Raw genomic sequence first — 22,150 nt, 5'->3', positions numbered from 1 at the left:
GTTAATGGTGATTCATCTTTTCTTTATGTTTGTTTAGCTGTTTAACCAGCTTATCCGTAAGCGAATCAATGGCCGCATACATGTTTTCTGAGTCTGCTTTCGCATGAATTTCGCCGTTGTTGACATGAAGCGTCGCTTCGGCAATTTGTTGGAGTTTTTCTACGTTAAGCACGACATGGACGTTGTTAATATGCTCAAAAAAGCGCTCAAGCTTATCAAACTTTTGCATCACATACTCTCGGAGGGATTCGGTGATCTCGACGTGGTGACCGGTGAGATTTATTTGCATAAACATCTTCCTTCTTTGTAGAGACGCCTAGATAAGGCGCTTGCGCTGATTTGACGGTGCGATACCAAGAGACTCACGATATTTTGCAATCGTTCGACGTGCTACTTGGATACCTTGTTCCGCCAGCAGTGTGGCAATTTTGCTGTCGCTGAGTGGTTTAGCCTGATTTTCGGCGGCAACCAACTTTTTGACCAGCGCACGAATTGCCGTAGAGCTACATTCGCCGCCATTGTCAGTACTGACATGACTAGAAAAGAAGTATTTCAACTCAAAGATACCCCTTGGGGTATGCATGTATTTTTGGGTGGTGACCCGAGAGATGGTGGATTCATGCATTTCCACTGCGAGTGCGATGTCGTTAAGCACCATTGGCTTCATCGCCTCTTCGCCGTACTCAAAGAAATCTTGCTGATGTTCAACGATACAACGTGCAACCTTCAACAGGGTTTCATTGCGGCTTTCTAAGCTTTTGATCAGCCATTTTGCATCTTGTAGATGACTGCGAATAAATTGGCTATCGGCGGCGCTGCACCCGCTTTTGGTCAGCGCGGCATATTGTTGGTTTACCTTCAGTCTTGGCACGCTATCTGGGTTGATTTGTACGACCCATTTTCCGCGATCTTTGAACACGGACACGTCGGGAATGACATACTCAGCCTCGTTGGTGACGATCAGATTGCCAGGGCGTGGTTCAAGGCTGTGGATTAACTGCATCACTTCTTTGAGTTCAGGCTCGCGAAGTTTGCTTTCTTTCATGATCTGACGGTAATCGCGGTTCGCAAGAAGATCCATGTGTGCTTTTAGCACGGCTTTTGCTTCGGTCAGCCATGGCGTGTCTTCAGCAAAAGAGGCCAATTGGATCAACAAGCACTCTTGAAGTGATCGAGATGCAACGCCTAGCGGATCGAACTGTTGAACCCGTTTGAGTACGGCTTCAACTTCATCAAGCTCAACTTCTTCGTCTTCAGCGCCAAGGCTTTCAAGGATGTCTTCAGCGGTAACGGTAAGGTAGCCTTTGTCATCGACGGCATCGATGATGGCGGTAGCAATTGCAAGATCCACCTCGGTAAACGGGGTTAATTGCACTTGCCAGTTTAGGTAGTCTTGGAGTGTTTCGGTTGTCTCACCTTGATAAACCGGAATGTCGTCACCGAGCGAAATGCCTGTGCTGCCTGTGTTGGCGCTGTACATATCATCCCACGTGGTATCGACAGGAAGATCGTCGGGCATTTCTTTCTGGCCGAGGGCGTCTGAACTATCGAGGCTGTCCTCACGATTTAAGTTGTCATCGCTATCAGCGGAAGCACTGACCTGCTCGTTATTGTCATAATCATCAGATGTGTCGCTGTCTGATGCATTATCACCCAATTCGTCTTGTTCAAGGAGAGGGTTTGCTTCAAGCGCTTCCTGAATCTCTTGTTGCAGATCTAACGTCGAAAGCTGCAGCAGACGAATTGCCTGTTGCAGTTGCGGCGTCATTGCAAGTTGTTGGCCAAGCTTGAGCTGAAGCGAGGGTTTCATAGTTATTCTGGCACCTTTCCTATTTTAAATTATCAGTGCTTGTTGTTGTAACGATTCGCCAACCGTTACTTTTAACTATAGCCTGAACTGGTCGCCAAGATAGACACGTTTTACATGTTCATCGTTAAGGACTTCATCAGGCGTGCCATGAGCAATCAAATGTCCCTGACTCACAATATAGGCGTGTTCACACACACTCAGTGTCTCACGTACGTTGTGATCGGTAATTAACACACCCAAACCACGATCGCGAAGATGCTCAATGATCTTTTTAATGTCGATAACGGAAATCGGGTCAACACCGGCAAACGGTTCATCAAGCAAGATGAACTTAGGGTTCGCGGCCAGCGCTCGAGCAATCTCGACGCGGCGACGTTCACCACCAGAGAGTGCCATACCCATGCTGTTTCTAATGTGCTGAATGTTAAACTCTTCGAGCAAGTCTTCCGCTTTATCCTGACGCTCTTCTTTGGTCATTTCTGAACGCGTCTGCAAAACCGCCATTAAATTGTCGTAAACACTCAGCTTACGAAAGATAGACGCTTCTTGCGGTAAATAGCCAATACCCATACGAGAACGATTGTGCATGGGTTGAATACTGATGTCGGTATCATCAATGTGAATTGAGCCTTCGTCGCGTGCGACCAAGCCCACAATCATATAGAAAGAGGTGGTTTTCCCCGCTCCGTTTGGGCCAAGCAATCCAACGATTTCGCCGGATTTAACTTCAAGGCTAACGTCGGTAACGACTTTGCGTCCGTTATAGCTTTTCGCGAGGTTCTTAGCGGTAAGTATGGCCATGAAGTGTTAGTTCTTTTGTTTTGTTTGCGGCTGCAAAATGGTGGTAACACGACCGTTAGAGTCGCTTTCAGCAACCAACTGCTGTTTGTCGATTTGGTAGGTAATCAATTGACCTTCTACCTTGTTGCCACCTTCTTGGGTGAGCACAGCTTGATTACGCATTTTTAGGAAGCTTTTTGCGACTTCATATTGAAGGTCAAATGCTTCACCATTGATTTTTTTGCCGTCGTCCATGGTTTGTTCGAACGTAGCAGGTTTGCCATAAGCATCAATGATTTCGGTTCCTTCACTGCCACTAGGGCGAGTGACAACCACCTTATTTGCGTGTAAGCGGATTGAACCTTGGCGCAAATACACATTACCCGTGAAGATGACGGTATTGGTTTTTAGATCCAAATTCTGCGTGTCTGAATCAATATAAATAGGTTGTTCAGAATCACTGGTTAGCGCAAATGCACTACCCGAAATGAGGAGCAGTAGAAAGGCGAAAATATTATTGAGTTTTTTGTTCATATCTACTTTTCACTTGTTCGATCAGTTCCATCTGATGGGAGCCAAAATTGCCTTTCACCCGCTGTCCGTGGGTTTGAAAGCCTACACCGGTAATTTCAGTTTCTTTGTCCGACCAAAAATCCCGGCTAGTAAGGTCGAGTGTCAATTCGTCTGTCGTCACGACTTTAATTTGCGCATTAGGCAATAGGTTAAAGATCCGGACGCGTCCTGTCATCACTAGATAACGACCGTTTTCTAAGACGGCAAAATTCGAGCTAACCCGCCATTCTTCTGCGATACCGTCGCTAAACGTCCACAACACAGGTTCATTAAAATGCGTTTCGTCTAGCTTTTGATAATGTTCAATATGGCTAGAATCGAGCGTGTAACTACGAATGCCTTGCTCGTTGTAGCTGGTGGACTTAATGTCATCACCAGTGAACAGTGGCTTTTCTGCATCGGGTGTGACTTGTGCTTCTGTGTCGAGGTAGTGCTGGCCAAGCAGGTAATAACCTGCATAACTGCAGATGCCGAGCAATGCCACAATGCAAAGGCGTTGCAGCATCATATGCTTAATCCCTTGTGCGCATCGAGCTCGCCACGGGCTTCTAGAATCAGGTCACACACTTCACGTACTGCGCCATAACCGCCGGGGATACGTGTAACCAAGTCGGCACGTTTTGCCAGTAAGAGGTGGCCATCTTTCACACAGACAGACAAGCCTACACATGACATAACAGGCCAATCAATAAGGTCGTCACCAATATATGCGGTCGCTTCTGCTGGGATCCCCAGTTGTGCGACCAAATCTTGGTATGCAGTGGCTTTGTCGTCTTGGCCTTGGTAGATGTGTTTAATGCCTAACGCTGACATTCGACGCTCTACAATGGCGGACTTTCTCCCTGTGATCACGGCGATTTCAATGCCTGCATTCATGAGCGATTTAATGCCATACCCGTCGCGAGTGTGGAATGTTTTCAGCTCTTCGCCATCGTTGCCCATGTAAATACGGCCATCTGAAAAGACGCCATCAACATCGCAAATCAACAGCTTAATGCCAGCGGCTACATCAAAAACACGTTTCGCGACAGGTCCGTAAAGGGTATCGACGGTGTTTTCGGTTGCCATGGTGTTGTTTGAGTTCTCTTGCATTACATGACTCCTGCTTTAAGAAGATCATGCATGTTAAGTGCCCCCACCAAGATACCTTGGCGCGTCACGAGCAAACCATTGATTTTCTTTTCTTCCATTAGCTTGAGGCCTTCGGCTGCAAGTAGGTCTTCATCGACACAGGTTGGGTTTTCACCCATCACATCGCCAATACAGGTTTCATGAAGGTCAAGGCGTTGATCAAGAAGGCGACGTAAATCGCCATCGGTAAAGATGCCGCAAAGTGCACCTTTATCATCAATCACGGCGGTCATGCCTAGGCCTTTTGCGGACACTTCAAGCAAGGCATCGCGAATCGTTGCTGTCACCAGTACGGTCGGCAAGTTGTCGCCCGCATGCATGACATCAGAGATACGAAGTAACAGTTTACGCCCGAGTGCACCACCTGGGTGAGAAAGGGCGAAATCGTCAGCGGTGAAGCCTTTTGCTTGCATCAGTGCGACAGCAAGTGCGTCGCCCATCACCAATGTAGCCGTGGTGCTGGATGTCGGTGCAAGGCCGATCGGACAGGCTTCTTTGGGTACCTTAATGCACAAATTCACTTGCGCCAATCGCGCCATGGTCGATGCAGGGTTTCCTGTCATTGAAATTAGCGCTATGCCGCGGCGTTTCACCACAGGCAGCAAGGTAAGTATTTCAGAGGCTTCGCCAGAATTTGAAATCGCCAAAACCACATCGCCTTTTTCAATCATGCCCAAGTCGCCATGGCTGGCCTCTCCTGGGTGAACGAAAAACGAAGGGGTGCCAGTGCTTGCAAAGGTTGCGGCAATTTTATTGCCGATGTGGCCGGATTTCCCCATGCCCATTACCACCACTTTTCCTGAGGCTGACAGGATAAGTTGGCATGCCTTTACGAAGTCATCATTGATGTATTGCTCGAGCTGTGTAATCGCATCGAGTTCGGTTTTCAATACTGTGGTGCCAGCTTGGCGAAAATCAAAATCAGTCATAGCGTATCCGAGTTATGCTGCCATATCGGTAAGCAAATAGCCTTGGTAGCCGACGAAGCAAATCAGCAGCGCGATACCTTCCCAGCGATTAATAATACGGGACTTACCAACGGCAAACAAAAACAACAAAACAGACACGGCGAGCATGACATAAAAGTCACGATCCATCGCCAGTGGATTAAGCATTGAAGGGTTCAAAATCCCCGGAATGCCCATTACTGCCAGAATGTTGAAGATGTTTGAACCAATGATGTTTCCTACCGCGAGGTCATCTTCGCCTTTCAATACACCAGCGATAGAGGCTGCAAGTTCAGGCAGACTCGTGCCGACAGCGACGATAGTCAAGCCAATCACCAAATCACTCATGCCAAACGATTTTGCGATTATTACGGCAGATTCAACCACCATGTCAGCACTGAAAATAAGGAGAACAAGGCCGACAACGACCCAAATGCCTGCAGATACATTGCTCACGCCATTTGGGATTTCAGCTTCTTGCTCAGCAAGCATGGGATCGGATTCGCCACTTTCTTTGCCAATCTTCATCATCGCAAGCAAAAAGCCGACAAACAGAACAGCAAGAAGCACGCCTTCGTAAAAGCCCAAGTGGTTGTCCCACAAAATCGCACCAGCAACGATAGTGACACCCAGCATCAGCGGGAGTTCACGTCGAATAATGCCAGAGCTGATAGAGAGGGGCTTGATAAGCGCGGTAACACCGAGAATAAGGGCGATGTTTGCAATGTTTGAACCGAGCACATTTCCAACAGCTGTATCAGTTTTGCCACTCAGAGCTGCTGTGGCGGAAACAACCATCTCAGGTGCGGAACTGCCCATCGCAAGAATGGTCATACCGATGACAAGCGGGGAGATGCCAACGTTGCGGGCAATAGCGGCAGCACCGTAGACCAATCTGTCAGCGCTCCACACTAACAAACACAGGCCGACGACGAGGATGGCGGTCGCTTCAAACATTTAATTACCTTCTGAATGGATCTGTCGAATTGTATAGAACCGCAATTCTGACCGCTTATTGAAGAAATGTGAAGGAAAACGGCGTACTAATGACGGATATGGACACGTAATTTCGGCGATGTTGTGTTTTGTTCAATCACACGGGTTTTCTGTTTCGAATCCTTGCGTTTCATTGCCTTTCATCCAACTTTTGCGTCAAGGTGCTTCGTCGGAGGCCTTTTAAATTGAAAAAGTGCATATATATAAAGACAAAGCGTCATTAAACGCTGTTGAATACTTGACCAAAAAATTGCAAATGAATACTGTGCAATTACTTGTTTTGCACGCACACTCACTCTATGATCAGCCACTTAACTCGTGAATGAATCACCACCGAAGGCCCTGCTATGAGCCCTAAAAATCTGGTTGAGATCAGCAACCTAACCTTTTCTCGGGATGAGAGGGTTATTTTCGACAATGTAAGTTTAACGGTGCCAGTGGGCAAGGTCACAGCGATCATGGGTCCATCAGGTATCGGTAAAACGACGCTATTGAGATTGATCGGGGGTCAACTTCAGCCAGACAGCGGGCGCATTGAATTCGCCGGTCATGACATTCCTACCTTGTCACGCAGTAAGCTTTTCGAAGCGCGTAAACGCATGAGTATGCTTTTTCAGTCAGGTGCGTTGTTCACTGATATGACAGTGTTCGACAATGTGGCGTACCCACTTCGTGAGCACACTGAACTGCCTGAATCTCTTATCAAAACCATTGTATTGCTGAAGCTGGAAGCAGTTGGGCTACGTGGTGCATCGAAATTGATGCCGAGCAGCTTGTCTGGTGGAATGGCACGCCGAGCTGCACTTGCCCGCGCCATCGCGCTTGATCCGGAACTCATCATGTTTGATGAGCCGTTCGTTGGGCAAGACCCTATCACTATGGGCGTGTTGGTTTCATTGATCCGTAACTTCAACCAAGCATTGGGGTTAACCTCTATTGTCGTTTCGCATGATGTACCAGAAGTGATGAGCATTGCTGATCATGTTTACCTTTTGGCAAACGGTAAAATCATTGCATCAGGTTCACCACAATCTTTGCGTGACAATCCCGATCCTCGCGTGAGTCAATTTCTCAAAGGCGATGCCGATGGGCCCGTGCCTTTCCGTTATCCTGCCAGTGATATTACACAGGAGCTGTTCTCGTGATCGTGAATATGGTTCAAGCGCTAGGTGCTCGCACCATGGCGGTGTCGCGAACAATGGGTCGCGCAACCTTTGTGTTGCTTGGCGCCTTAGTGGGTAAACCGCAGCCCAAGAAAATGTTCCCGCTGCTAATTACTCAACTGTATTCCGTGGGTGTGCGCTCACTCGCCATCATTATGGTATCTGGCCTTTTTATTGGCATGGTATTAAGCCTACAAGGCTACCTTGTGTTGGCAGATTTCGGCGCAGAAAGCTCACTAGGGCAAATGGTTGCATTGTCGTTGCTTCGTGAACTGGGGCCTGTTGTGACTGCGCTGCTGTTCGCGGGGCGAGCCGGTTCAGCGTTGACGGCTGAAATCGGTTTGATGAAAACCACCGAACAACTTTCAAGCTTAGAAATGATGGCTGTCGATCCACTTCGTCGCGTTATCGCGCCACGCTTTTGGGCGGGTGTGATTTCAATGCCGCTCCTTGCGATGATTTTCATGATGATTGGGATCTGGGGCGGACAGCTTGTGGGTGTCGATTGGAAAGGCATCGATTATGGCAGCTATTGGTCCGTCATGCAGTCCTCCGTTGAGTTGGGCTATGACATTGGCCAGTCATTCATCAAGTGTGTGGTGTTTGCTATCACCGTCACTTGGATAGCACTTTTTAATGGTTACGATGCCATCCCCACATCAGAAGGGATCAGCCGTGCCACCACACGTACCGTCGTGCATTCGTCGTTAGCAGTGTTGGGTTTGGATTTTATTCTTACCGCGCTGATGTTTGGGAGCTAGTTAAATGCAACAGAATCGTAAAACAGAATTTTGGGTAGGCACTTTTGTATTGGCAGGCATTGCAGCTGTGCTGATGCTTATCTTTCAAGTTGCAGATGTGAAGAGCTTCTCTCGCTCAGACTATTACACGCTGGAAGCGCACTTTGATGATATCGGTGGATTAAAAGTTCGCTCGCCGGTGAAAGTGGGCGGCGTTGTTGTGGGTCGTGTTAGTGACATCTCATTAACTGCGCCCGATTATGTGCCATCGGTAACATTGGAAATTGAACGTAAGTACGGTTTCTTCCCTGAAAGCAGTTCTGCCGCCATTTTGACCTCAGGGTTACTTGGCGAGCAATTCATTGGCATTCGACCAGGTTTTTTGGATGAAGACATCGATGTTCTACAAGACGGTGATTTGCTGGAAGATACACGTTCCGCGCTCGTGCTAGAGGATTTGATTGGTCAGTTCCTTTACAGCGTTGGCAGCGACAAGGAGTAAATAGCGATGAAAAAATGGATAACGCTAGCGATGGCTGCCATCACGATGATGGTGTCGTCGGTAAGTATGGCAGCGGTAGATGCAAGTAATCCTTACCTTTTGATCAATGGTGTAGCAGAGAATGCATTCAGCCGATTGAAGAAAGATAAAGACGCGTATCAGGAAAACCCTGAGCTACTGCGTGCTGTTGTGAAAGAAGAACTCATGCCGTACATCAATGTTCGCTATGCGGCATTGAAGGTACTCGGTTCTCAAGCCAGAAAAGCATCGAAAGAAGAGCGCGACCTGTTTACTGACGCGTTTTATGAATATCTGGTGGCGTCGTATGCGCAAATCTTAACGGAATATACCGATCAGCTTGTTACTGTTGAGCCAGTGAAGACGATTGATCCTAAACGCAAAGTTGTGTCTGTTCGGGTTGATATTACAGACAACGCCCGCCCGCCAATTCGCCTAGACTTTAAACTGCGCAAAAATCGCAAAACCGATGAGTGGCAGGGGTTTGACGTTCAGGTTGAAGGCGTAAGTATGCTGAATACAAAAGCGAGCGAGTGGAGTGGTCAATTACGCAAAAATGGCGTTGAAGCCGTCGCTGCTGAGCTAGAGACGCGTGCTAAAAAACCGATCAGCAAAAGTGAAGGTGCATCGTGAGTGAGCCATTAGCGTGGCGTAAAGACACAAATGGCCATTACTGCTTGTCAGGAGAGCTTGATCGTGACACAGTTCCACCATTTTGGAGCCGCCTTGCCGATTGGTTTCCAAAGGAAAGTGCTGTCACTCTCAATCTTTCAGAGGTGAAGCGCGTGGATTCGGCAGGGATGGCGATGTTGCTCCATTTGCATCAGCAGTTCAAAGACAATGGGCAAGCACTGACGCTTTGTCATGTGCCTGCTCAGCTTACTGTGCTGCTGCAACTGAGTAATGTAGATAGTCTATTTACCGGTGATAACACACTGGTTGATGAGGAATGATCGTGGAACCATCAGAAATTAAAGCAATTCTTGAATCGACGTTTGAATTTGAAGAGCTCCTTGTAAAAGGCGACGGCAGCCACTTTGAAGTGATCGCTGTTGGCGACATGTTTGATGGCATGTCTCGTGTCAAAAAACAACAGACTATCTATGGACCGCTGATGGAGCACATCAGAACAAATGCTATTCACGCGCTAAGTATTAAGGCGCTGACGCCCGCAGAATGGGCGCGTGATAAAAAACTGATGCAACCGCTATAAGTCCAAGAGGAACAGCATGCAAAAATTCCGTGTCCACGGTGGTGGCCCACTGCGTGGTGATGTCACAATCTCTGGTGCTAAAAATGCAGCACTCCCTATTCTGTTTGCTGCACTGTTGGCTGAAGAGCCAGTGGAAGTTGGAAACGTTCCTAAATTGCGTGACATTGACACGACAATGGAACTGCTTTCCCGCTTGGGCGCAAAAGTATCGCGTAATGGCTCAGTGCATGTTGACGCAAGCAACATCGACGAGTTCTGTGCACCGTACGATCTCGTAAAAACCATGCGTGCGTCTATCTGGGCGTTAGGTCCTTTGGTCGCGCGTTTCGGTAAAGGCCAAGTATCACTGCCTGGTGGCTGTGCCATTGGCGCGCGTCCCGTTGATCTTCATATTCATGGTTTGGAGCAACTTGGTGCCACCATTACCCTTGATGAAGGTTATGTAAAAGCACACGTTGATGGCCGCTTGAAAGGCGCGCACATCGTCATGGATAAAGTCAGCGTGGGTGCAACGGTCACCATCATGTGTGCAGCCACATTGGCTGAAGGCACGACGGTCATTGAAAACGCAGCACGTGAACCTGAAATCGTTGATTGTGCGAAGTTCTTGAACGTTCTGGGCGCGAAAGTCACCGGAGCGGGTACTGACACCATCACTATCGAAGGTGTTGAGCGTCTTGGTGGCGGCTATCATGACGTAGTGGCTGACCGTATTGAAACAGGTACCTTCTTGGTAGGTGCTGCAGTTTCAGGCGGTAAAGTGACGTGTCATAAGACATCACCAAAACTGCTCGAAGCAGTATTGGCGAAGCTCGAAGAAGCGGGCGCAGCTATCGAAACAGGCGAAGATTGGATTTCGCTTGATATGACGGATCGCGAGCTTAAAGCGGTGAACATCCGCACTGCACCGCACCCAGGTTTCCCTACTGACATGCAAGCGCAATTCACCTTATTGAACTTGATGGCAAAAGGCACCGGTATTATTACCGAAACCATTTTTGAAAACCGTTTCATGCACGTGCCTGAACTTCAACGTATGGGCGCACATGCTGAAATTGAAGGTAACACAGTGGTTTGTGGTGATTGCGATGGCCTGAGCGGCGCGCAAGTGATGGCGACCGATCTTCGTGCATCGGCGAGCTTGGTGATTGCAGGTGCAATTGCAACGGGCGAAACCATTGTTGACCGTATCTACCATATTGATCGCGGTTACGAGCACATCGAAGACAAACTGCAAAAGCTGGGTGTTCATATTGAACGCTTCAGTGACTAACGGTTGCTGCTAACCGAAAGGTGATGTGCCATAAAAACAAAAAGGTCGCCGAGGCGACCTTTTTTTGTCTGTTTAGTTTGGTGAGTGTGGCTTTACGCAAATGCCTGCGCGCAGACAGTCATCATGAAACACGCGGCTATCGAACGGGCTCTTCTCCAATCGTCACCATCAACTCCATGGTGTTACCTTCTCGAATCACTTTAAACGGCACAACCGTGCCTGGGCGAATATCAGCCACAATATCGAGTGCGTTTCTAAAACCATGAATGGGTTGATTGTTGATCTCTATGATCAAGTCATTAGTGCGCAGCCCTGAACGATCTGCTGGGCCATTTGGCTCAACTGCCGCCACCATCACGCCGCTTAGCTGTTCAGCATCAAGTAAACGTGCCATCACAGGGTTCACTTCTCGGCCATCAACGCCAATGTAGCCGCGGATAACGCGTCCATCAGCAATCAGTTTTTGCATGATTTTAACGGTGAGCGAGTAGGGGATAGCGAAAGAAATGCCGTAGGTTTCGATGTCCGTTGCTTGTTGGAAAGAGGCGGTATTGATACCAACAAGTTCGCCGCGACTATTCACCAATGCACCGCCAGAATTACCACGGTTAATAGCCGCATCGGTTTGCAGGAAATCTTGTTGACGATTAAAGCTCATGCCAGGACGACCAGTGGCAGAGATGATGCCAAAAGTGGTGGTTTGCCCAAGGTTGTAGGGGTTACCAATGGCGAGTACAACATCACCGACAGCAGGATCGTAGCTGTCGTTGAAGGGGATCACTGGAAGGCTTTCAAGATCCACTTTGAGCACGGCAAGATCGGTACGTTGATCTTTACCCACTAACTGCGCTGTGCTGATCCGTCCATCTTGTAACGCGACGATGATTTGATCCGCGCGAGCGACAACGTGATAGTTCGTCACTATGTACCCTTTGTCGCTCATGATCACGCCAGAGCCTAGCCCTTCAGCATTGAGCTGCAGACGATTTTCACTGCTGTAACGACGGGTATAAATGTTGACGACGGCAGGGGAGGCGCGTCTAACGGCATAGTTGTAAGACACCAAGGAGGCATCGGGTTCAAATTGCGAAAGGGTCGCGTCCGAGACCAATTGACCCGTGCGAAGGGACGGAATAGCCAGCAGTAAAAGTGCGGCGATAAGGCCGCCATAAACGACGGAACGCGTCATAAAAGCTAGCATGCTACTCCTCAATCATCTCGTTGATATTAAGTCGATGAGCATAACACTGAAATGTGGACATGAGTAGAGAGGGAAAAGGAGCCTGATGAACTCAGGCCCCTGAATTTCCGTAAAGAGTTTTAGCGAATGACCAAATACATCGTCGACTCACCGCGTACAATGTTTAAGGCAAGCACGTTTGGTTTACTCTCTAATTGCTTGCGGAAATCGCCAAGATTGTTCACGTCGTTACGGTTCAGGCCAACAATGATGTCCCCTTGTTTTAAGCCATAGCGCGCAGCAATCGAGTCTTTCTCTACGCGCGCAACACGTACACCTTTCACCTTGCCTTCGCTATAGTTCTCGAGCTCCGCGCCAGTTAATGCTTCATGCAAGGTTTCGGCTTTTGCCTTCACCATGCCTGCTTCTTTCAACGTAGCAGTGACGGTTTTATCTTTACCATCGCGAATCAAACCCAGTTTGACCTTCTTACCCGCACCAAGCGTAGCGACTTTCGCGCGCAGTTCGCCAAATGTTCTGATCTCTTTGCCATTGACGGAGATGATGATATCGCCAGCTTCAATGCCTGCTTTAGCCGCTGCAGAATCAGGAACAACTTGGCTAACAAATGCGCCGTGGTTGGTTTCATAGCCGAAGGCTTCCGCAAGCTCAGACGTGAGCTCTCCGCCTTGAACACCCAACACACCACGGCGAACTTCACCGAATTCTAGGATTTGTTCGACGAGGTTTTTCGTCATGTTGACAGGAATGGCAAAACCGATACCCACGTTACCGCCGTTAGGGCCCAAAATGGCCGTGTTAATCCCGACGAGTTCACCGTTGAGGTTCACCAACGCACCACCAGAGTTACCGCTGTTAATGGCGGCATCGGTCTGAATGAAGTTCTCGAAATTTTCGAGATTCAGACCGCTTCGGCCTAGCGCCGAAATGATACCGGATGTGACGGTTTGCCCGAGGCCAAATGGGTTACCAATGGCAATGGCAAAATCCCCAACACGAAGGGCATCGGAATCTGCAAATTTAATCTCTGTTAGATTTTCTGCTTTTTCGAGCTTGAGCAAGGCGACGTCTGACATGCTGTCGCTACCGATCAGTTCTGCGTCATACTCTCGACCATCATGAAGCTGTACACGGATTTTATTCGCGCCATCGATGACATGATGGTTGGTGACGATAAAGCCTTTTCCTGCATCAACAATGACGCCAGATCCCAACCCACGAAAAGGACGTTCACGGACTTGTTCTGACGGAAAATCAGGGCCAAAGAAGAAGCGGAAAGACTCAGGAACACGTTGCTTAGAGGTGTGGCTACCTTCCACAGAAATGCTGACAACCGCTGGGCTGACAGTTTCTAGCATCGGCGCCAGACTTGGAAGGCTCTCACCTGCAACGGCCATCGGTAATGCGGCAGTTGCAGGCAAGGCAGTAATACTTGTACTAATGGCGAGTGCAATTGCACTCAAAGTAAGCAAAGACGTCTTTTTCATAAACACTCCCCTGTATCGGTACGATGTAAGAGTGGGGATTATTTGAAAAAGTTCAATGCTACCTCAATTAAGAAGTGTGACCGACTTAACTCGCTTTGCTGGTTTTTTCAGCATCTTTTAACAAACCGGTTGCTTGACCAGAGTAGTCACGCGGTTGCTCTTGTGACGTATCGCTATCAGCCTCTGGCGTAACGTCAGACAATTTACTGATGCGTTTGGCGAATGGATTGTCTTGTTCAGGCAAGTTTGGCATCAGCTCTGCAGACGTTGCTGCCATGTGTTGATACAACTTGCTGTAGTCACGTGAAATGTTGTCGAGCAACTCTGCGCTTTGTGCAAAGTGATCCACCAATTCTTGGCGGTACTGTTCTACCTCGTAACGTGACTTTTCAAGTTCTTTTTTTAAGTCCTTTTGCTGCGTATTGTCACGATTCATGAAACGGCCGATTAAGAAGCCAATGACAATGCCGAGGGCTCCAAAAGCAATGATGTTGATTTCAGCCATGAATGCTCCTTGATGTTCTTTAGTAAGTTTTTAGATGCAAGATGATTAATAGGACCACGCTGCTACTCTGATTTTGAGAGCTCAAGTAGTTACGAATCCCTTAAATGCGTCGGTTCACTATACATGGCAAAAGTTGAGCGTGGTACTATTGATTTTGAGAACAAAGATGTCTTCAGTCACAGTTAGGTTCAAGGAATGACACCGCTAGATTTATACAATAAAGACCTCCAACGCCCCGATTTTTTTGAGGATGCTTCTCAACGAAATGCGGTAATGCTGCTTGATGATTTGTACCATCGCCTTGTGAAGCGAGTGAATACACCGCAAGAGAAACCGTCATTTCTAAAAAGCTTGTTTGGCCAGAAATCGACGAACACAACGCCGGAGAAAGGGTTGTATTTCTGGGGCGGTGTTGGACGAGGAAAGACGTATCTGGTTGATACTTTCTTTGACAGCTTGCCTTTCGACAAAAAGATGCGAATGCACTTTCATCGCTTTATGCACCGGGTTCACCATGAACTTAGCATGCTCGATGGTCAGGTCGACCCTTTGCAGAAAATCGCCGATAAACTGGCTGATGAAACGCACATTCTTTGCTTTGATGAGTTCTTTGTCTCCGACATTACCGATGCCATGATCCTCGGCACCTTAATGGAAGCCTTGTTTGAACGCGGCATTTGTTTGGTCGCGACGTCCAACATCGTGCCTGATGAGCTGTATCGAAACGGGCTGCAGCGCGCGCGTTTCCTTCCTGCTATTGCATTAATAAACGCACATTGCGATGTGGTAAATGTTGATGCTGGAACGGACTACCGTTTACGCACATTGGAACAAGCGGAAATTTACCATTTCCCTTTAGATGAAAAAGCCAATACCAACCTCGAAAGCTACTTTTGTCAGCTAGCGACAGAGCCGATGCACTCGCATCACACCATTGAAATAAACAACCGACCATTACTGACGGTAAGAGAAGCGGAAGGTGTGGTGCATTTCGACTTCGCCACCTTGTGTGATAGCCCGCGCAGCCAATCTGACTATATAGAGGTTGCACGCTTATACCACACGGTTTTGCTGTCTGATGTTCCTCAGATGGGGGCATCAAGAGATGATGCAGCAAGACGCTTTATTGCCATGGTTGACGAGTTCTACGAGCGACATGTGAAACTCATTATTTCCGCAGAAGTGGCACTCACAACATTATATGTTGATGGCAGGCTGAATTTTGAGTTTAAAAGGTGTTGTTCTCGCCTAAAAGAGATGCAAAGCCATGATTATTTGGCGTTGGAACACCTTCCGTAGCAAGGCTTGGCGCTGCTATAACATTGTTATTAGCGACCCGATGAAAAAGTCAGGACTTTTTTAGAAAAAAAGGTGATTTTTTCTACACCCTTCTCTATAATCCCGCAACCCACCGTTACTGTTGAAAGGCTTAGGCCGAGGGTACACCGCTCGAAGGGGCGCTGAATGGGCTCTTAACAGTGGGAGCATTCGCTCCTTAAGTGAAATTTTTAAATAATCGGGTAATTTATTAGCATGAAAACTTTCGTTGCTAAACCAGAAACTGTAAAACGCGACTGGTATATTGTAGACGCAGAAGGTAAAACTCTGGGTCGTATCGCAACTGAGATCGCATCTCGTCTACGTGGTAAGCATAAGCCGGAGTACACTCCGCACGTTGACACTGGTGACTACATCGTAGTTATCAACGCGGACAAAGTAACCGTAACTGGTGCGAAATTCACTGACAAGATGTACCACAGCCACACTGGCTACATTGGTGGCATCAAGTCAATCAGCTTCGACAAGCTGATCGCGAAGAAACCAGAAATGATCATTGAACTTGCCGTTAAAGGTATGTTGCCACGTGGTCCTCTAGGTCGTGCAATGTTCCGTAAACTTAAAGTTTACGCGGGTACTGAGCACAAGCACGCGGCACAACAGCCGCAAGCACTGGACATCTAAGGGGATTTAACAATGGCAGAACAATACTACGGCACTGGTCGCCGCAAAAGCTCCGCAGCTCGCGTATTTATTAAACCGGGTAGCGGTAACATCGTAATCAACCAGCGTTCACTGGAGACCTACTTCGGTCGTCCAACAGCTCGCATGGTTGTTCTTCAGGCTCTTGAGTTGGTTGAAATGACCGACAAGCTAGACCTATACATCACTGTTTCTGGTGGTGGTATTTCTGGTCAAGCTGGCGCGATCCGTCACGGTATCACTCGTGCACTGATGCAATACGATGAATCTCTACGTCCTGCGCTACGCGCTGCTGGCTTTGTTACACGTGATGCTCGTAAAGTTGAACGTAAGAAAGTTGGTCTACGTAAAGCACGTCGTCGTCCACAGTTCTCTAAGCGTTAATTCGCTTCCGGATTTTATCCGGAGAACATTGGACCAAAAAGCCTGGCTCATGCCAGGCTTTTTTATATCTGTTGTTTCCGTAATTTCCTCACCTTTCTTAACGTCTTCGCTAAAATCCCGCTTTCTCAACATTTCTCGCGACATCTCAATATTGACATCCACCTTGAAAAAATTGGTTTTTAGGGCTTAGGTTAAAAAACGGTGTGCCCCTCACATTTGTTACAAAAAGGTAGCTTTATCTTGTCAAAAAGTGGGGTTTTCCTTATCATTTAGGCGACGTATTAGTGGGTTATATTGAGTCGATTTACTCAGTTGTACGCCGTAGAAATTCTTATTTTGAGTTAGCCGTAAGCTCCAGGGACGCATAAGGACAGTTATAAAAATCCATGCGGGAGCACATGGGAGTATGTTGGATGAGCAATGCGCCAGTGAATTCGGGCCGACGCCGTTTCTTGACTTTATCGACCGCTGTGGTCGGTGGTGTAGGTGCAGCAGCAGTCGCTGTGCCTTTTTTAAAGTCTTGGAACCCTAGCGCCAAAGCAAAGGCGGCAGGAGCCCCGGTCGAAGTCGATATTAGTAAAGTAGAAGAAGGCCAGTTAATCAGGGTTATTTGGCAAGGGAAACCTGTGTGGGTTGTTCGTCGAGGCGAGCAGACTCTGGAAGAGTTAAATGGTATTGGTGACAAGCTTCGTGATCCTGAATCACAAGAGCCTCAGCAGCCTGAATATATCACTGGTGCGTATCGTTCGATAAAACCAGAGATATTTATCGCTGTTGGTCTTTGTACGCACCTTGGTTGTTCACCAACGTATCTCCCTGACAGTTTCGGAGAACAGGTTCAAGGCGTTACATCTGGTTTCTTCTGCCCATGTCATGGTTCTAAGTTTGATATGGCCGGACGTGTATTCCAGAGTGTTCCAGCACCACTAAACCTAGTTGTACCGCCATACGTATATCTTGATGATAACCGTATTTTGGTGGGTGCTGATGAGGGGAATGCGTAATGGAAAATCTACTCAACTGGTTTGAAAAACGCCTTCCTGCGATAAATGCATATAAAAAGCATTTGTCCGAATACCCAATGCCGAAGAACTTCAACTTCTGGTACTTGTTTGGCTCGTTAGCCATGCTGGTTCTAGTGAATCAGTTGCTGACGGGTATTTGGCTAACCATGAGCTATAACCCTTCAGCGGAAGGTGCGTTTGCCTCAATTGAATATATCATGCGTGATGTTGAATACGGTTGGCTGCTTCGTTACATGCACTCAACGGGCGCATCTGCGTTCTTTGTTGTGATTTATCTGCACATGTTCCGTGGCTTGATTTACGGCTCTTACCAAAAACCACGCGAATTGCTGTGGCTGTTTGGTATGCTGATTTTCCTCGCGCTAATGGCAGAAGCCTTTATGGGTTACTTGCTACCTTGGGGGCAAATGTCTTACTGGGGCGCGCAGGTAATCATTTCGCTATTTGGTGCAATTCCTGTTATCGGTGACGACCTAACACTTTGGATTCGTGGTGATTTCGTCCTCTCGGGTGCAACACTGAATCGCTTCTTTGCGTTACACGTTGTTGCATTGCCGATTGTTATTTTGTTGTTGGTTGTCTTGCACATTCTTGCGTTGCATGAAGTCGGCTCGAATAACCCTGATGGGATAGAGACTAAATTGCCGAAAGGCACGAAAGGCGAAGGCTACGAAACGCAGTTTCCATTCCATAAGGACTACACCAAGAAATACGACATCATCGATTCTGTGCCGTTCCACCCTTATGGAACCGTGAAAGATCTCATCGGTGTCGCTGGCTTCGGTATCTTGTTTGCGTATGTGATTTTCTTTAATCCGGAGATGGGCGGCTACTTCCTTGAGCCACCTAACTTTGAAGCAGCTAACCCGATTAAAACGCCTGACCACATTGCGCCAGTTTGGTATTTCACACCGTTCTACGCCATTTTGCGTGCGGTTCCAGATAAGCTGACCGGTGTTGTGCTCATGGGCTTGTCTATCGCGGTATTGTTTGTTCTGCCTTGGTTGGACCGCTGTAAAGTGCGTTCTTACCGTTATCGCAGCAAGTTGCACCTTGCTAACATTGTTCAGTTCGTTATCTCCTTCATTGCTCTGGGTGTGTTGGGTACATTGCCTGCCACTAGCCTGTATACGCTGTTGGCTCAGATCTTTAGCTTTGGTTACTTCATGTTCTTTGTGATGCTGTTTGTTTACAGCAAGAACGAAGCAACAAAACCATTACCGGAGAGGGTGAACTACTAATGAAGAAGTGGATTGTAATCTTGTTCGCGTTGTTGCCTTCTCTTGCGCTAGCCGCAGGTGCGAAAGTGCCACTGGACGCAGCTAACAATGATTTGTCGGACAAAGCCTCTTTGCAAAACGGTGCAAAGTTGTTCATGAACTATTGTTTCGGCTGTCACGCAACGCAATACCAACGTTACGAGCGTATTGCGAATGACTTGGATATTCCGAACAACTTGATGATGGAAAACTTGGTGTTTGATGAAAACGCCAAAATCGGTGACCTTGTTAAGAATGCCATCGCAACGGATGACGCAGCGACGTTCTTTGGTGCGCCTGCACCAGACCTTACGCTAGTTGCTCGCGTGCGTGGCACAGATTGGGTTTATACCTATCTGCGTTCGTTCTATGCAGACCCTTCTCGCCCATTTGGGGTGAACAACGTTGTTTTCCCGAGCGTTGGTATGCCTCACGTACTTGAAGAGCTTCAGGGGACGCCTGTTAAGCAATACAAGTCAGTGATGGTTGATGGTGAGATGGTAGACGAGTTTGTTGGCATTGAATCAATGGGTAACGGTGAACTGAGCCCTGATGAGTTTGATGAAGCTGTTCGTGATTTGGTTAACTTCCTAGAGTATTCCGGTGAGCCAAACAAGCTTGAACGTCAGCAAATGGGATATTGGGTAATTGGCTTCTTGTTGATTTTCCTAGTATTGACCATTTTCCTGAAGAAAGAATATTGGCGTGACGTACACTGATCGGTTAATCTAGTGAGTTGCTGATCCACAATGGGGGCATGAGCTCCCATTGTTTTTTCTAATGATGAAATATTCTGGAGGGGTTAATGGCTGTTGCTGCCAATAAACGCTCGGTGATGACGTTGTATTCTGACGCATCAGACATGTATAGCCATCAGGTGCGCATCGTTCTTGCTGAGAAAGGTGTTACCTACGAGATTGAGCTTGTTGATCCTAATAACCTACCAGAGGATTTACTAGACCTGAATCCATACAATTCGGTTCCTACTCTGGTTGACCGTGAATTGGCGTTGTATAACGCGAATATCATCATGGAATACTTGGATGAGCGTTTTCCGCATCCACCATTGATGCCTGTTTACCCGGTTGCCCGTGGTAACAGCCGTCTAATGATGTACCGCATTGAACGTAACTGGTACACCTTGGTTGAGAAAATCGAAAAAGGGAACGCAGAAGAAGCAGATAAAGCACGTCGTCAACTTCGTGAAGAACTGCTGGCACTGGCTCCTGTATTCGCGGAATACCCATTCTTCATGAGTGAAGAATTTAGTTTGGTAGATTGCTACCTTGCACCTCTACTATGGCGTTTACCTGTTATGGGTATTGAGCTAAGCGGTCCTGGTGCAAAAGAAGTGAAAACGTACATGGCACGTGTTTTCGAACGAGATTCGTTTTTAGCTTCATTGACCGAAGCAGAACGCGAGATGCGTTTAGCTGGTCAGTAATGAGCGAAGAAAACCTTAAGCCTAGACGTCCGTATTTATTGCGGGCGTTTTACGACTGGCTTCTTGATAACGATTTGACGCCACACTTGGTGGTAGATGCAACCTTGCCGTTTGTGAATGTCCCTATGGAGTATGTTCAGGACGGTCAAATTGTATTGAATATTGCGCCACGTGCAGTAGGCAATATTGAGCTCGGTAACAACGACGTGACCTTTAATGCACGTTTTGGTGGCCGACCAATGCAAGTCAACGTACCTATGTACGCTGTACTGGCAATTTATGCCCGTGAAAACGGCGCTGGCACCATGTTTGACCCAGAGCCTGCTTATCAAGCAGAACTGGAGAATGTGGATGCGATGACTGAGTCTCGTGAATCTTCTGAGCCTGAAAGCTACACATCAACACGTAGCGAAAGCCAAGATAAAACTCCAGACGAAGAACCGCCAAGGCCAAGACCGACGCTGACAATTGTTAAATAAAAAAAGCAGCCAATTGGCTGCTTTTTTTATTCTCTTAAAGTGACTACCACGCACGCTGAGTTAAGGTGATTCCTCTGTGGCGGCAGGTGTCGCGCTAGGCTCGTAATACTGAAAGCCTTTGATGACCTGTTTTACACCACTTAGGTTGCGTGTAATCTCTGTGGCTTCGTTGCCTTGCTCACGGGTGACGTACCCCAGCAAGAACACTTCCCCGTCTTCCGTGATGACTTTGATACTCACGTCTCGTAGCTTCTTACTGCCAATCAGTGCTGATTTAACTTTTGTGGTTAGCCATGTGTCTTTACTCACATCAGCCAGCGACAATGGTGCTTTAATGCGGATTTGATCGTAAACCGTTTCCACACCTTTAAGCTCGCGTATTTTACTCACAAGGGATTGTTTGAGCTCATCGCTTGATACCTGCCCTACGAGCAGTATTTTACCGTCGTAGCTTGCCGCATTGATGCGTGAGTTTCCTTGGTAAGGCGCTTTGTTGGCAATGCCTGCTACTTCCATTGAAAGCTGTGTATCTGTCCATTCCGTTTTAGCACTGCGTGTATCTTGTTCATACACGAGCGAACAGGCATTGAGTGCCAAAATACCTGTCAATAAAAGCGCCTTCTTGAGCATCACAACTCTCCTAAATCAATATTCACCGTGTGTAGGGAAAAGATTCTGATCGATAAGGTCACACAGTGTGTGAAGTGTCACGAGGTGCACTTCTTGGATGCGAGCTGTGCGTTGGGATGGGATGCGGATTTCAACGTCTTGTTCGCCGAGAAGTCCTGCCATTTCACCGCCATCTTTGCCGGTAAAAGCCACAATTGCCATGTCGCGGGTTACTGCGGCTTCCATGGCTTTGATAATGTCTTTGCTGTTACCACTGGTTGAAATGGCAAGTAATACGTCACCGCCTTGTCCGAAGGCGCGTACTTGCTTTGAGAATACTTCGTCATGGTGATAATCATTGGCAACCGCGGTCAGTGTTACCGTATCAGCGGTCAGTGCGAGTGCTGGAAGGCTAGGGCGTTCCGTTTCGAAGCGGTTCAATAAGCACGAGGCAAAATGTTGAGCATTGGCTGCAGAGCCGCCGTTACCACAGCATAGGATTTTGTTGCCGTTCAGTAAGCACTGAACCAGCACCATCGCTGCTTTGGATATTTGCTCTGGCAGCGCCTCTGCTGCTGCGATTTGTGTTTGAATGCTTTCGGTGAAGCTTTCTTTAATGCTCTCTAGCATT

28 protein-coding genes are annotated in these 22,150 nt (G+C 47.7%); 15 read left to right on the top strand and 13 right to left on the bottom strand.

Annotated elements, in window-relative coordinates:
* Nucleotide 1: 1 nt before the first annotated feature.
* From hpf to BM082_RS11900, 8 genes are all read right to left on the bottom strand, one after another.
* Nucleotides 2–289 carry a ribosome hibernation promoting factor gene (hpf, locus tag BM082_RS11935; protein WP_017008142.1) on the bottom strand — a complete coding sequence of 96 codons (288 nt, stop codon included), beginning with the start codon at nt 287–289 and terminating at the stop codon, nt 2–4.
* 27 nt (nt 290–316) lie between these two features.
* Nucleotides 317–1,810 carry an RNA polymerase factor sigma-54 gene (locus BM082_RS11930; protein WP_074927041.1) on the bottom strand — a complete coding sequence of 498 codons (1,494 nt, stop codon included), beginning with the start codon at nt 1,808–1,810 and terminating at the stop codon, nt 317–319.
* A gap of 75 nt (nt 1,811–1,885) precedes the next feature.
* Nucleotides 1,886–2,611 (bottom strand): LPS export ABC transporter ATP-binding protein, encoded by a 726-nt coding sequence (gene lptB / locus BM082_RS11925; protein ID WP_017008144.1) that lies wholly within the window; start codon nt 2,609–2,611, stop codon nt 1,886–1,888.
* Nucleotides 2,612–2,617: 6 nt separating this feature from the next.
* Nucleotides 2,618–3,124 carry a lipopolysaccharide transport periplasmic protein LptA gene (lptA, locus tag BM082_RS11920; protein ID WP_017008145.1) on the bottom strand — a complete coding sequence of 169 codons (507 nt, stop codon included), beginning with the start codon at nt 3,122–3,124 and terminating at the stop codon, nt 2,618–2,620.
* Nucleotides 3,105–3,671, bottom strand: coding sequence for an LPS export ABC transporter periplasmic protein LptC (gene lptC, locus BM082_RS11915; protein WP_074927039.1), 567 nt, complete (start codon nt 3,669–3,671; stop codon nt 3,105–3,107). The genes lptA and lptC overlap by 20 nt, the downstream gene beginning before the upstream one ends.
* Complete coding sequence (gene kdsC / locus BM082_RS11910) at nt 3,668–4,255, bottom strand: 3-deoxy-manno-octulosonate-8-phosphatase KdsC (RefSeq protein WP_074927037.1); 588 nt, start codon at nt 4,253–4,255, stop codon at nt 3,668–3,670. The genes lptC and kdsC overlap by 4 nt, the downstream gene beginning before the upstream one ends.
* Nucleotides 4,255–5,223 (bottom strand): KpsF/GutQ family sugar-phosphate isomerase, encoded by a 969-nt coding sequence (locus tag BM082_RS11905; protein ID WP_074927035.1) that lies wholly within the window; start codon nt 5,221–5,223, stop codon nt 4,255–4,257. Before BM082_RS11905 ends, kdsC begins: the two co-directional genes overlap by 1 nt.
* Before the next feature lie 12 nt (nt 5,224–5,235).
* Nucleotides 5,236–6,198 (bottom strand): calcium/sodium antiporter, encoded by a 963-nt coding sequence (locus BM082_RS11900; RefSeq protein ID WP_017008149.1) that lies wholly within the window; start codon nt 6,196–6,198, stop codon nt 5,236–5,238.
* A 386-nt stretch (nt 6,199–6,584) separates the two neighbouring features.
* Here BM082_RS11900 and mlaF point away from each other — a divergent pair, with 386 nt between their 5' ends.
* From mlaF to murA, 7 genes are read left to right on the top strand one after another with little or no spacing between them, the layout of a single operon-like run.
* Entirely contained in the window at nt 6,585–7,382 is a 798-nt protein-coding gene (gene mlaF, locus BM082_RS11895) for a phospholipid ABC transporter ATP-binding protein MlaF (protein WP_074927033.1), read from the top strand.
* An 8-nt stretch (nt 7,383–7,390) separates the two neighbouring features.
* Entirely contained in the window at nt 7,391–8,161 is a 771-nt protein-coding gene (gene mlaE, locus BM082_RS11890; protein ID WP_102259412.1) for a lipid asymmetry maintenance ABC transporter permease subunit MlaE, read from the top strand.
* 4 nt (nt 8,162–8,165) lie between these two features.
* Nucleotides 8,166–8,642 carry an outer membrane lipid asymmetry maintenance protein MlaD gene (mlaD, locus tag BM082_RS11885; protein ID WP_074927031.1) on the top strand — a complete coding sequence of 159 codons (477 nt, stop codon included), beginning with the start codon at nt 8,166–8,168 and terminating at the stop codon, nt 8,640–8,642.
* A gap of 6 nt (nt 8,643–8,648) precedes the next feature.
* Nucleotides 8,649–9,293, top strand: coding sequence for a phospholipid-binding protein MlaC (gene mlaC / locus BM082_RS11880; protein WP_074927029.1), 645 nt, complete (start codon nt 8,649–8,651; stop codon nt 9,291–9,293).
* A complete protein-coding gene (locus tag BM082_RS11875) occupies nt 9,290–9,613 on the top strand; it encodes an STAS domain-containing protein (RefSeq protein ID WP_017008154.1) in 324 nt (107 codons plus the stop codon). Before mlaC ends, BM082_RS11875 begins: the two co-directional genes overlap by 4 nt.
* A complete protein-coding gene (gene ibaG, locus BM082_RS11870) occupies nt 9,610–9,873 on the top strand; it encodes a BolA family iron metabolism protein IbaG (RefSeq protein ID WP_017008155.1) in 264 nt (87 codons plus the stop codon). Before BM082_RS11875 ends, ibaG begins: the two co-directional genes overlap by 4 nt.
* A 16-nt stretch (nt 9,874–9,889) precedes the next feature.
* The gene (gene murA, locus BM082_RS11865; RefSeq protein ID WP_017008156.1) at nt 9,890–11,146 is read left to right on the top strand and encodes a UDP-N-acetylglucosamine 1-carboxyvinyltransferase; all 1,257 of its coding nucleotides are present in this window, start codon (nt 9,890–9,892) and stop codon (nt 11,144–11,146) included.
* A 136-nt stretch (nt 11,147–11,282) separates the two neighbouring features.
* Here murA and degS read toward each other — a convergent pair whose 3' ends face one another.
* The 3 genes from degS to zapG all read right to left on the bottom strand — a co-directional run bounded on the left by degS (nt 11,283) and on the right by zapG (nt 14,339).
* On the bottom strand, nt 11,283–12,347 hold the full coding sequence (gene degS / locus BM082_RS11860; RefSeq protein WP_074927027.1) for an outer membrane-stress sensor serine endopeptidase DegS: 1,065 nt from the start codon (nt 12,345–12,347) through the stop codon (nt 11,283–11,285).
* 119 nt (nt 12,348–12,466) lie between these two features.
* Nucleotides 12,467–13,834 carry a Do family serine endopeptidase gene (locus BM082_RS11855; RefSeq protein WP_017008158.1) on the bottom strand — a complete coding sequence of 456 codons (1,368 nt, stop codon included), beginning with the start codon at nt 13,832–13,834 and terminating at the stop codon, nt 12,467–12,469.
* Nucleotides 13,835–13,919: 85 nt separating this feature from the next.
* Entirely contained in the window at nt 13,920–14,339 is a 420-nt protein-coding gene (gene zapG / locus BM082_RS11850) for a Z-ring associated protein ZapG (RefSeq protein WP_017008159.1), read from the bottom strand.
* Nucleotides 14,340–14,534: 195 nt separating this feature from the next.
* On the opposite strand from zapG, the gene zapE reads away from it, so the two are divergent.
* The 8 genes from zapE (at nt 14,535) to sspB (ending at nt 20,910) form a co-directional block, all read left to right on the top strand.
* Nucleotides 14,535–15,638 (top strand): cell division protein ZapE, encoded by a 1,104-nt coding sequence (zapE, locus tag BM082_RS11845; RefSeq protein WP_017008160.1) that lies wholly within the window; start codon nt 14,535–14,537, stop codon nt 15,636–15,638.
* A gap of 234 nt (nt 15,639–15,872) precedes the next feature.
* Nucleotides 15,873–16,301: a 50S ribosomal protein L13 gene (gene rplM / locus BM082_RS11840; protein ID WP_017008161.1), complete on the top strand. Its 429-nt coding sequence runs from the start codon at nt 15,873–15,875 to the stop codon at nt 16,299–16,301.
* A 12-nt stretch (nt 16,302–16,313) separates the two neighbouring features.
* Nucleotides 16,314–16,703: a 30S ribosomal protein S9 gene (gene rpsI / locus BM082_RS11835; protein ID WP_017008162.1), complete on the top strand. Its 390-nt coding sequence runs from the start codon at nt 16,314–16,316 to the stop codon at nt 16,701–16,703.
* Nucleotides 16,704–17,116: 413 nt separating this feature from the next.
* Nucleotides 17,117–17,707, top strand: coding sequence for a ubiquinol-cytochrome c reductase iron-sulfur subunit (gene petA / locus BM082_RS11830; RefSeq protein ID WP_017008163.1), 591 nt, complete (start codon nt 17,117–17,119; stop codon nt 17,705–17,707).
* Nucleotides 17,707–18,969 carry a cytochrome b gene (locus BM082_RS11825; protein WP_017016860.1) on the top strand — a complete coding sequence of 421 codons (1,263 nt, stop codon included), beginning with the start codon at nt 17,707–17,709 and terminating at the stop codon, nt 18,967–18,969. Before petA ends, BM082_RS11825 begins: the two co-directional genes overlap by 1 nt.
* A complete protein-coding gene (locus tag BM082_RS11820) occupies nt 18,969–19,706 on the top strand; it encodes a cytochrome c1 (RefSeq protein ID WP_017008165.1) in 738 nt (245 codons plus the stop codon). The genes BM082_RS11825 and BM082_RS11820 overlap by 1 nt, the downstream gene beginning before the upstream one ends.
* Nucleotides 19,707–19,792: 86 nt before the next feature.
* On the top strand, nt 19,793–20,431 hold the full coding sequence (gene sspA / locus BM082_RS11815; RefSeq protein ID WP_017008166.1) for a stringent starvation protein SspA: 639 nt from the start codon (nt 19,793–19,795) through the stop codon (nt 20,429–20,431).
* Nucleotides 20,431–20,910 (top strand): ClpXP protease specificity-enhancing factor, encoded by a 480-nt coding sequence (gene sspB, locus BM082_RS11810; RefSeq protein ID WP_017014343.1) that lies wholly within the window; start codon nt 20,431–20,433, stop codon nt 20,908–20,910. Before sspA ends, sspB begins: the two co-directional genes overlap by 1 nt.
* Before the next feature lie 60 nt (nt 20,911–20,970).
* Here sspB and BM082_RS11805 read toward each other — a convergent pair whose 3' ends face one another.
* Nucleotides 20,971–21,540 (bottom strand): BON domain-containing protein, encoded by a 570-nt coding sequence (locus tag BM082_RS11805; protein WP_074927025.1) that lies wholly within the window; start codon nt 21,538–21,540, stop codon nt 20,971–20,973.
* 15 nt (nt 21,541–21,555) lie between these two features.
* On the bottom strand, nt 21,556–22,149 hold the full coding sequence (locus tag BM082_RS11800; RefSeq protein ID WP_017008169.1) for a phosphoheptose isomerase: 594 nt from the start codon (nt 22,147–22,149) through the stop codon (nt 21,556–21,558).
* Between the last annotated feature and the right edge of the window lies 1 nt (nt 22,150).

The sequence above is a fragment of the Enterovibrio norvegicus DSM 15893 genome (assembly GCF_900115495.1).
GTDB classification, from domain to species: domain Bacteria; phylum Pseudomonadota; class Gammaproteobacteria; order Enterobacterales; family Vibrionaceae; genus Enterovibrio; species Enterovibrio norvegicus.
This window is presented reverse-complemented; position numbering and strand designations above follow the sequence as displayed.